Source organism: Paraferrimonas sp. SM1919, from assembly GCF_010993985.1.
Lineage (GTDB): Bacteria > Pseudomonadota > Gammaproteobacteria > Enterobacterales > Shewanellaceae > SM1919.
In genome coordinates, this window is the sequence record NZ_WINH01000033.1 from 23,342 (window position 1) to 32,838 (window position 9,497).

Consider the following 9,497-nt stretch of genomic DNA (forward strand, 5'->3'; position numbering starts at 1 on the left):
AAACCTGGTAGCTCGTATCACGAGCTACCCTAGCTAAATTAATCTATTGCTTACTTACTCTTGGTCCAACTCAATGTTGATACCTAGAGAACGGATTTCTTTCAACAATACGTTGAATGATTCCGGCATACCTGGCTGCATCTGGTGATTACCGTCAACGATGTTCTTATACATCTGAGTACGGCCGTTCACATCATCAGACTTAACAGTTAGCATTTCTTGTAGAGTATAAGCAGCACCATAAGCTTCAAGTGCCCAAACTTCCATCTCACCGAAACGCTGACCACCAAACTGAGCTTTACCACCTAGCGGTTGCTGAGTAACAAGAGAGTACGAACCAGTAGAACGGGCGTGCATCTTGTCATCTACAAGGTGGTTTAGTTTCAGCATGTACATGTAGCCAACAGTTACAGGACGCTCAAATTCTCGACCAGTACGACCATCGCATAGGGTACGCTGACCAGAATCAGGTAGACCTGCTAATGTAAGCATTTGTTTGATTTCGCTTTCTTTAGCGCCATCAAACGCAGGAGTAGCCGTTGGGATACCACCTTTTAGGTGCGTTGCTAGACGGATGATTTCTTCATCAGTAAAGCTTTCAATATCCACTTTTTGTTGGATACCTTCACCTAAATCATAAACCTGCTTAATATAATCACGAAGTTCAGCGATAGCACGTTGTTGCTCAAGCATTTCAGTAATACGATTACCGATACCTTTCGCCGCGGCACCCATATGTACTTCTAGGATCTGACCGATGTTCATACGAGACGGTACACCTAGTGGGTTAAGCACGATATCAACTGGATCGCCATTTTCATCGTATGGCATATCTTCAACAGGAACAATGGTAGAAATTACACCCTTGTTACCGTGACGACCTGCCATTTTATCACCTGGTTGTAAACGACGCTTAACGGCTAGGTATACTTTAACAATCTTAAGTACGCCTGGTGCTAGGTCATCACCTTGGGTGATCTTACGACGCTTAACTTCATACTTCTTATCGAAGTCAGCTTTAATTTCAGCATGTTGCTCAGCCAGTTGCTCAAGCTGAGTTTGCGCATCTTCATTGCTTAGGCTTTGCTCTAGCCAATGAGTGCGTGGAACCGCTGATAGTTGCGCTTCAGATAAACCGTTTTCTAATAGAATTGCTTTCGCACGATTTAAAATGCCATCTTCAAAGATTTTAAACTCTTCAGTTAAGTCTTTCTTAACTTGAGCAAGTTGCATTTCTTCAACTTCGATTGCACGCTTATCTTTTTCTACACCATCACGGGTAAAGACTTGAACGTCAATTACGGTACCAGTAACAGAGTTAGGTACACGTAGCGAGCTATCTTTAACGTCAGACGCTTTTTCACCGAAGATTGCACGCAATAGCTTCTCTTCTGGAGTCAGCTGGGTCTCACCCTTAGGCGTTACTTTACCTACTAGGATGTCGCCGCCTTTAACTTCAGCACCGATGTAAACGATACCTGATTCATCTAACTTAGATAATGCAGATTCACCAACGTTTGGAATATCAGCGGTAATTTCTTCACTGCCAAGTTTGGTATCACGAGCAATACACTGTAACTCTTGAATATGGATGGTAGTGAAACGATCTTCTTGCGCTACGCGCTCAGAAATTAAGATCGAATCCTCAAAGTTGTAACCATTCCAAGGCATGAAAGCTACGCGCATGTTTTGACCAAGCGCTAGATCACCAAGGTCTGTTGAAGGGCCATCAGCTAATACGTCGCCCTTAACAATAGGGTCACCTACGTTACAGGTAGGACGCTGGTTAATACAGGTGTTCTGGTTAGAACGGGTGTACTTAGTTAGGTTGTAAATGTCGATACCAGCTTCACCAGGGATCAGCTCTTCTTCATTCACCTTAAGAACGATACGTGACGCATCAACGTAATCGATTGTACCGCCGCGCTTAGCAACAATCGTTACACCAGAGTCAACCGCTAGTGCACGCTCAATACCTGTACCAACTAGAGGCTTATCAGCCTTTAGTGTTGGAACAGCCTGACGCTGCATGTTCGCACCCATAAGTGCACGGTTAGCATCATCGTGCTCTAGGAACGGAATAAGAGATGCTGCCACAGAAATAATCTGCTGTGGAGAAACATCCATATATTCAATTTGGCTTGCATCAGCAAACGTTGATTCACCTTTGTGACGAGAAGGGATCATGCTATCAATTAGCTTGCCTGCTTCATCAGTGTTGGCGTTCGCCTGTGCAATAACGAATTTACCTTCTTCAATTGCAGATAGGTAATCAACTTCGTCAGTTACCGCACCATCAACAACACGACGGTATGGAGTTTCTAGGAAACCATACTCGTTAGTACGTGAGTAAGTAGATAGTGAGTTAATAAGACCAATGTTTGGACCCTCTGGGGTCTCAATTGGACATAAACGACCGTAGTGAGTTGGGTGAACGTCTCGAACCTCGAAACCTGCACGCTCACGAGTTAAACCACCAGGACCTAACGCAGAAATACGACGCTTATGAGTTACCTCAGATAATGGGTTGTTCTGATCCATGAACTGAGATAATTGGCTAGAACCAAAGAACTCTTTAACTGCAGCCGAAATTGGTTTTGCGTTGATTAGATCTTGCGGCATGATAGCATCAAGATCACCAAGACTTAGGCGCTCACGTACGGCACGTTCAACACGAACTAGACCTACACGGAACTGGTTTTCAGCCATTTCGCCTACACTACGGATACGGCGGTTACCTAAGTGGTCGATATCATCGACATCGTCATTACCGTTGCGGATCTCAATGATCTTCTTCATTACAGCAACAATATCTTCACGCGATAATGTGCCAGATCCAACGCCTTCTTCGATACTTAGACGACGGTTAAACTTCATACGACCAACGGTCGATAAATCATAACGCTCTTCTGAGAAGAATAAGTTATCAAACAAACCTTCAGCAGCATCTTTCGTTGGTGGCTCACCTGGGCGCATCATACGATAGATTTCTACTAGAGCTTCAAGGCGGTTAGTTGTACTGTCTATTTTTAAGGTATCAGAGATGAATGCACCGCTATCAAGTTCATTGATATACAATGCTGCAAAGGCCTTAATACCTGCTTGTGACATAGCCGCTAGATTTTCTAGAGTAAACTCATCATTAGCAGCAATAATTACTTCGCCAGTTGCTTCGTCGATAAAATCTTGAGCCGCTAACTTTCCAGCTACATACTCAATAGGCACTTCAAGGTGAGTTAAACCTTGCTTGTCCATAGTACGAATATGGCGAGCCGTAATACGGCGACCTTTTTCTACTAATACATCGCCATTGCCATCTTTGATATCGAAGCTAGCAGTTTCACCACGTAAACGCTCAGGGATCAGCTCCATCATCAGGCTGCCTTTGCGAATTTCATAGTTAACACGCTCGAAGAATAAATCTAGGATTTCTTGAGTAGTGAAATCAAGTGCACGTAGAATGATAGTCGCAGGTAATTTACGACGACGGTCAATACGTACAAATAGTGAGTCCTTAGCATCAAACTCAAAGTCTAACCAAGAACCACGGTAAGGAATTACACGTGCATTATAAAGCACTTTACCAGATGAGTGAGTCTTACCACGATCGTGATCGTAGAAAACACCTGGTGAACGATGAAGCTGAGAAACAATAACACGCTCTGTACCATTAATTACAAAGGTGCCATTTTCAGTCATCAAAGGAATGTCGCCCATGTAAACTTCTTGTTCACGGACGTCTTTTACGGTACCTGGTGCCGCTTCTTTATCAAAAATTACAAGTCTTAATTTTACTCGTAATGGTGCAGAATAGGTCACGCCACGAATTTGACATTCTTTAACATCAAATACTGGCTCACCAAGACGGTAGCTAACATATTGTAACTCTGACATTCCCGAGAAACTCTTGATCGGGAATACACTGGTAAATGCGGCTTCTAAACCACGCTCACCAGTAGGGTCTTGATCGATAAATTTGCTAAACGAGTCTAACTGAATAGATAAAAGGTAAGGAACATCCAAAACTTGTGGACGCTTACCAAAATCTTTACGGATACGCTTCTTTTCAGAATAGGAGTAAACCATGGGTTTCCTCTACTTGATTGTAACTGACCCAAACTGCTGTAGCAGCCTGTTTGCCCACACCGTTGGAGGCAAGAACCCGACCAATAATCTCTGCCAGGAACCGCTAAGAAAATGACGACAAACGGTGATAAATTCGCCATACCTTACAGCGCAAAAAGGCTGGTGTTTAAATAAACACCAGCCTACACCTAATTTCTTAGGTGGGTAAACTAAATTATAGTTTACTTGATCTCTACAGAAGCGCCAGCTTCTTCTAGAGTTTTCTTCAGCTCTTCTGCTTCTTCTTTAGAAACAGCTTCTTTAAGAGCTACAGGCGCAGATTCTACCATTGCCTTAGCTTCTTTAAGACCTAGGCCAGTTGCACCACGTACTGCTTTAATAGCAGCAACTTTGTTAGCACCAGCGCCAGCTAGGATTACGTCGAACTCAGTCTTTTCTTCAGCTGCAGCAGCGTCACCGCCACCTGCAACTACTGCAGCAGCAGCAGAAACACCGAATTTCTCTTCCATAGCTTCAATTAGCTCAACAACTTGCATTACAGACATTTCTGCAACTGCGTCTAGGATTTGCTCGTTAGTAATAGACATAACAATTCTCTTTAAAGTCAAAAATACGTTCTTTAAGCGACAGCAACAGCGAAATTAAGCTGCTTCTTTTGCGTCGCGAATAGCCGCAATAGTGCGTACCAGTTTGCCAGCTGATGCCTCTTTCATGGTCATCATTAGCTGTGCAATTGCTTCGTCGTATGTTGGCAGTTTAGCCAACACAGCGGCGTCAGCCACAGCGCCTTCGAATGCAGCGGCTTTAACTTCGAAGTTTTCATTCGTTTTAGCAAAGTCTTGGAAAAGACGTGCTGCAGCACCTGGGTGCTCGTTTGAAAACGCAATCAAAGTAGGACCAACAAAAACGTCTGTTAGACATTCATAGTCAGTACCTTCAACGGCACGACGTGCTAAAGTGTTGCGAACAACTTTCACGTAAACACCAGCTTCACGAGCGGCTTTACGTAGAGAAGTCATATCAGCAACAGCAACGCCACGCGCGTCAGCTACAACTGCAGACAGGGCACCTTTGGCAGCTTCGTTGACTTCAGCAACAATTGCTTTTTTGTCTTGAAGATTTAATGCCATTTTTATGCTCCTGGATCTTATCTAGATAACTAGATTTTACCTACCCTAAGCCAACATGACTTAGGCATACCACGGTGAAGATTCCAGTACAAAATAAATCATACTTTGGGCCTTCCACCGTCTACGCAGGTTATTAAGTTAATGTAAATTAACCCCTGCGGTCTTGGACGGGTGACTTACTAGATGAAGTCACCAACCCTAAAGGCGCGAGATTATAAACTAACCTCTTACCTTTGTAAATTACTTAATCGCTAGAGTCGCTTGATCAACAGTAACACCTGCACCCATAGTGGTTGAGATAGTTACTTTCTTGATGAATTGACCTTTAGCTGCAGCAGGCTTAGCCTTCTTAAGTGCATCTAGTAGAGCTACTAAGTTCTCTTCTAGTTGCTTAGCTTCGAAGTTAACCTTACCGATAGTAGTGTGGATGATACCGTTCTTATCGTTACGGTAACGAACCTGACCAGCTTTAGCGTTTTTAACTGCTTCTGCAACGTTAGGAGTTACAGTACCAGTTTTAGGGTTAGGCATTAGACCACGTGGACCTAATACTTGACCTAATTGACCAACTACGCGCATTGCATCAGGAGAAGCAACCACAACGTCGAAGTTCATTTCGCCTTTTTTAACTTGCTCAGCAAGATCTTCCATACCTACTAGGTCAGCGCCAGCTTCTTTAGCAGCTTCAGCGTTAGCACCTTGAGTAAATACAGCAACACGTACGTCACGACCAGTACCGTGTGGTAGTACAGTAGCACCACGAACGTTTTGGTCAGATTTACGTGGGTCAACACCTAGGTTTACCGCAGCGTCAACTGATTCAACGAACTTAGCAGTACCTAATTCTTTAAGTAGTGCAATAGCTTCGTTGATTTCATATTCTTTAGTTACTTCAACTTTTTCGCGGATTACGCGCATACGTTTTGAAAGTTTAGCCATGATCTTATCCCTCTACCACTAAGCCCATTGAACGAGCAGTACCAGCGATAGAACGCTTCATTGCTTCGATATCCGCACCAGTCATATCTGCAGCTTTAGTTTCTGCAATTTCCTGAATTTGAGCGTCAGTTACAGTACCAACTTTCTCAGTGTTAGGACGACCAGAACCAGACTTAAGACCAGCTGCTTTCAATAGTAAGAAAGATGCAGGTGGCGTCTTAGTTTCAAAAGTAAATGAACGGTCTGCGTATACTGTAATAACAACAGGGATTGGCATACCCTTGTCAAACTTATCAGTACGAGCGTTGAACGCTTTACAAAATTCCATGATGTTAACACCATGTTGACCTAGAGCAGGACCAACCGGTGGCGACGGGTTAGCAGCACCAGCTGCTACTTGTAGCTTAATATAAGCTTGGACTTTCTTAGCCATTTTTCTTCCTCAGTATGGGTTCAAACACCAAATCATCCCTATGATAATTTAGCTCCCCTAAACCTTTTAATAACAAAGGCGGCGCATTATAAACTCTGCACCGCCTTTTGCAAATCAAAATCGTTGATTTTGTGATCAAGCCTTCTCTACTTGACCAAATTCAAGATCAACTGGAGTAGAGCGACCGAAAATCATTACTGATACTTTCAGGCGACTCTTCTCATAATCAACTTCTTCAACAGTACCATTGAAATCTGCGAATGGTCCATCTGTGACACGAACCACTTCACCAGGTTCAAACATAGTTCTTGGTGCAGGTGAATCGACATTGTCCTGAAGACGTTGTAGGATGGCATCGGCCTCGCGATCTGAAATAGGCGCAGGACGTTCAGAGGTACCACCAATGAAACCCATCACACGCTCAGTATTACGTACAAGGTGCCAAGTTGCTTCAGTCATTTCCATCTGAACTAACACGTAACCTGGGAAGAACTTACGTTCACTTTTACGGCGTTGGCCACCACGCATTTCTACCACTTCTTCGGTTGGTACTAATACTTCCCCGAATAAGTCTTCCATACCGTGCATCTTAATATGCTCTTTTAAAGTACGAGCAACACGGCCTTCATATCCAGAAAATGCTTGGACAACGTACCATCTTTTTTTAGCTTGTTCAGACATGGATTATTTTAAACCCCAGTGATAAAGGAAACTATCTCAACCAGTACAAAGTCAAGTACCCAAAGTACAAACGCTAGGATACCGGTTGCCGCTAAAACAATAAGAGTAGTCGTACGGGTTTCTTGGGTTGTAGGCCATACCACCTTACGTACTTCCATCTTAGATTCTTGAGCAAAAGTAACAGCAGCTTTACCTTTTGCAGTTTGCAGTGCAATACCAGCAGATACAGCAAACGCTACCACAATAGCAATTGCACGATACAGCACTGAAATGTCTGCATACACCTGATTACCGATAGCAGCTCCTGCAAGAATAAGGATGATTAATCCCCATTTAATAAAATCTAGTGAGCTTCTTTGCTCTTCAGTATTTGTTGTCATCGACTTTCCCATAATCTGCATCCATTCGCTATGAATGCTGTCCTTAACGATAAACTACCTAAACGACTATAACTCATTCAGGACGAAAATTGGTCATAGATTGTATTAGGAAACGATAATTCAAGCAAGCATCGCCTTATTAAGAATATTAATAAATAACGATTATTATCACACTATGGTGAATTGTTGGCTAGCTAAGGCAATTACTTCGACAAAAAAGGCGAGCTCAAGCTCGCCTTTTTTAGTGTGTAAACAATCGTGATGTTACTCTACGATTGAAGCTACAACACCAGCACCTACGGTACGGCCACCTTCACGGATAGCGAAACGTAGACCTTCGTCCATCGCGATTGGGCAGATTAGCTCTACTACCATCTTGATGTTATCGCCAGGCATTACCATTTCTACGCCTTCTGGTAGCTCGATAGTACCAGTTACGTCAGTTGTACGGAAGTAGAACTGTGGACGGTAACCTTTGAAGAATGGAGTATGACGGCCACCTTCGTCTTTTGAAAGTACGTATACTTCTGATTCGAACTTAGTGTGCGGGTTGATTGAACCAGGCTTAGCTAGTACTTGACCACGCTGTACTTCTTCACGCTTAGTACCACGTAGAAGAACACCACAGTTCTCACCAGCACGACCTTCGTCTAGAAGCTTACGGAACATCTCTACACCAGTACAAGTAGTAGAAGTAGTCTCTTTAATACCTACGATTTCTACTTCGTCACCTACGCGTATGATACCACGCTCAACACGACCAGTTACTACTGTACCACGGCCTTGAATTGAGAATACGTCTTCGATTGGTAGTAGGAACGGACGATCGATGTCACGCTCTGGCTCTGGAATGTATGAATCTAGTGCTTCGGCTAGTTCTACAATCTTGTCTTCCCACTCTTTCTCGCCGTTTAGGGCGCCTAGAGCTGAACCTTGGATAACTGGTAGGTCATCACCTGGGAAGTCATACTCAGATAGAAGTTCACGTACTTCCATTTCTACTAGCTCTAGAAGCTCTTCATCATCAACCATGTCACACTTGTTCATGAATACGATGATGTAAGGTACGCCAACCTGACGAGAAAGTAGGATGTGCTCACGAGTTTGTGGCATTGGACCATCTGTAGAAGCTACTACTAGGATAGCGCCGTCCATCTGTGCAGCACCAGTGATCATGTTTTTAACATAATCCGCGTGTCCTGGACAGTCTACGTGTGCGTAGTGACGAGTTGGAGTATCGTACTCAACGTGAGAAGTAGAAATTGTAATACCACGCTCACGCTCTTCTGGAGCGTTATCGATAGATGCGAAGTCTTTTGCTTCACCACCGTATACTTTAGCTAAAGTAGTACAGATTGCAGCAGTTAGAGTGGTTTTACCGTGGTCAACGTGGCCGATTGTACCAACGTTAACGTGCGGTTTATTACGTTCAAACTTTTCTTTAGACATGCTATTGCCTCAGGTCCGATTGTTTAGTGATCAGATAATCACTTATAGTACAAAAAAATCATCTTATCCAACAAAAGACAAGACGATTAGTAAGTTTATTTAGTATGGATAGACGAAACTGAAGTGGTGCTGATAGGCAGATTTGAACTGCCGACCTCACCCTTACCAAGGGTGCGCTCTACCAACTGAGCTATATCAGCGCTCTAGAATTGGAGCGGGCAGCGGGAATCGAACCCGCATCTCTAGCTTGGAAGGCTAGGGTAATAGCCATTATACGATGCCCGCTTAGATTCAGTTTTGGCATTCCATACTGAATAAAAAATGGTGGTGGGAGATGGATTCGAACCATCGAAGGCTGAGCCGTCAGATTTACAGTCTGATCCCTTTGGCCACTCGGGA

Annotated in this window: 8 protein-coding genes and 2 tRNA genes; all 10 read right to left on the minus strand. The window is 43.6% G+C overall.

Annotated elements, in window-relative coordinates:
- Positions 1-54: 54 nt before the first annotated feature.
- Positions 55-4,086: a DNA-directed RNA polymerase subunit beta gene (rpoB, locus tag GFB48_RS16200; RefSeq protein WP_163938222.1), complete on the minus strand. Its 4,032-nt coding sequence runs from the start codon at positions 4,084-4,086 to the stop codon at positions 55-57.
- 221 nt (positions 4,087-4,307) lie between these two features.
- Complete coding sequence (gene rplL, locus GFB48_RS16205) at positions 4,308-4,673, minus strand: 50S ribosomal protein L7/L12 (protein ID WP_163938225.1); 366 nt, start codon at positions 4,671-4,673, stop codon at positions 4,308-4,310.
- A gap of 54 nt (positions 4,674-4,727) precedes the next feature.
- Positions 4,728-5,216 (minus strand): 50S ribosomal protein L10, encoded by a 489-nt coding sequence (gene rplJ / locus GFB48_RS16210; RefSeq protein ID WP_163938229.1) that lies wholly within the window; start codon positions 5,214-5,216, stop codon positions 4,728-4,730.
- A 240-nt stretch (positions 5,217-5,456) separates the two neighbouring features.
- Complete coding sequence (rplA, locus tag GFB48_RS16215; RefSeq protein WP_163938231.1) at positions 5,457-6,155, minus strand: 50S ribosomal protein L1; 699 nt, start codon at positions 6,153-6,155, stop codon at positions 5,457-5,459.
- Between the two features lie 4 nt (positions 6,156-6,159).
- The gene (rplK, locus tag GFB48_RS16220) at positions 6,160-6,588 is read right to left on the minus strand and encodes a 50S ribosomal protein L11 (RefSeq protein ID WP_163938235.1); all 429 of its coding nucleotides are present in this window, start codon (positions 6,586-6,588) and stop codon (positions 6,160-6,162) included.
- 135 nt (positions 6,589-6,723) lie between these two features.
- Positions 6,724-7,269: a transcription termination/antitermination protein NusG gene (gene nusG / locus GFB48_RS16225; RefSeq protein ID WP_163938238.1), complete on the minus strand. Its 546-nt coding sequence runs from the start codon at positions 7,267-7,269 to the stop codon at positions 6,724-6,726.
- A gap of 8 nt (positions 7,270-7,277) precedes the next feature.
- Positions 7,278-7,649, minus strand: a complete 372-nt coding sequence (gene secE, locus GFB48_RS16230; protein WP_163938240.1) for a preprotein translocase subunit SecE — start codon at positions 7,647-7,649, stop codon at positions 7,278-7,280.
- Positions 7,650-7,913: 264 nt separating this feature from the next.
- A complete protein-coding gene (gene tuf, locus GFB48_RS16235; RefSeq protein ID WP_163938210.1) occupies positions 7,914-9,098 on the minus strand; it encodes an elongation factor Tu in 1,185 nt (394 codons plus the stop codon).
- 124 nt (positions 9,099-9,222) lie between these two features.
- A tRNA-Thr gene (locus tag GFB48_RS16240) sits at positions 9,223-9,298 on the minus strand.
- A gap of 10 nt (positions 9,299-9,308) precedes the next feature.
- Positions 9,309-9,383, minus strand: a tRNA-Gly gene (locus GFB48_RS16245).
- Between the last annotated feature and the right edge of the window lie 114 nt (positions 9,384-9,497).

Bases quoted from the DNA above. Each gene is read 5' to 3' on its own strand.
- secE (WP_163938240.1), bottom strand. From the start codon at position 7,649: ATGACAACAAATACTGAAGAGCAAAGAAGCTCACTAGATTTTATTAAA.
- nusG (WP_163938238.1), bottom strand. From the start codon at position 7,269: ATGTCTGAACAAGCTAAAAAAAGATGGTACGTTGTCCAAGCATTTTCT.
- rplJ (WP_163938229.1), bottom strand. From the start codon at position 5,216: ATGGCATTAAATCTTCAAGACAAAAAAGCAATTGTTGCTGAAGTCAAC.
- rplA (WP_163938231.1), bottom strand. From the start codon at position 6,155: ATGGCTAAACTTTCAAAACGTATGCGCGTAATCCGCGAAAAAGTTGAA.
- rpoB (WP_163938222.1), bottom strand. From the start codon at position 4,086: ATGGTTTACTCCTATTCTGAAAAGAAGCGTATCCGTAAAGATTTTGGT.
- tuf (WP_163938210.1), bottom strand. From the start codon at position 9,098: ATGTCTAAAGAAAAGTTTGAACGTAATAAACCGCACGTTAACGTTGGT.
- rplL (WP_163938225.1), bottom strand. From the start codon at position 4,673: ATGTCTATTACTAACGAGCAAATCCTAGACGCAGTTGCAGAAATGTCT.
- rplK (WP_163938235.1), bottom strand. From the start codon at position 6,588: ATGGCTAAGAAAGTCCAAGCTTATATTAAGCTACAAGTAGCAGCTGGT.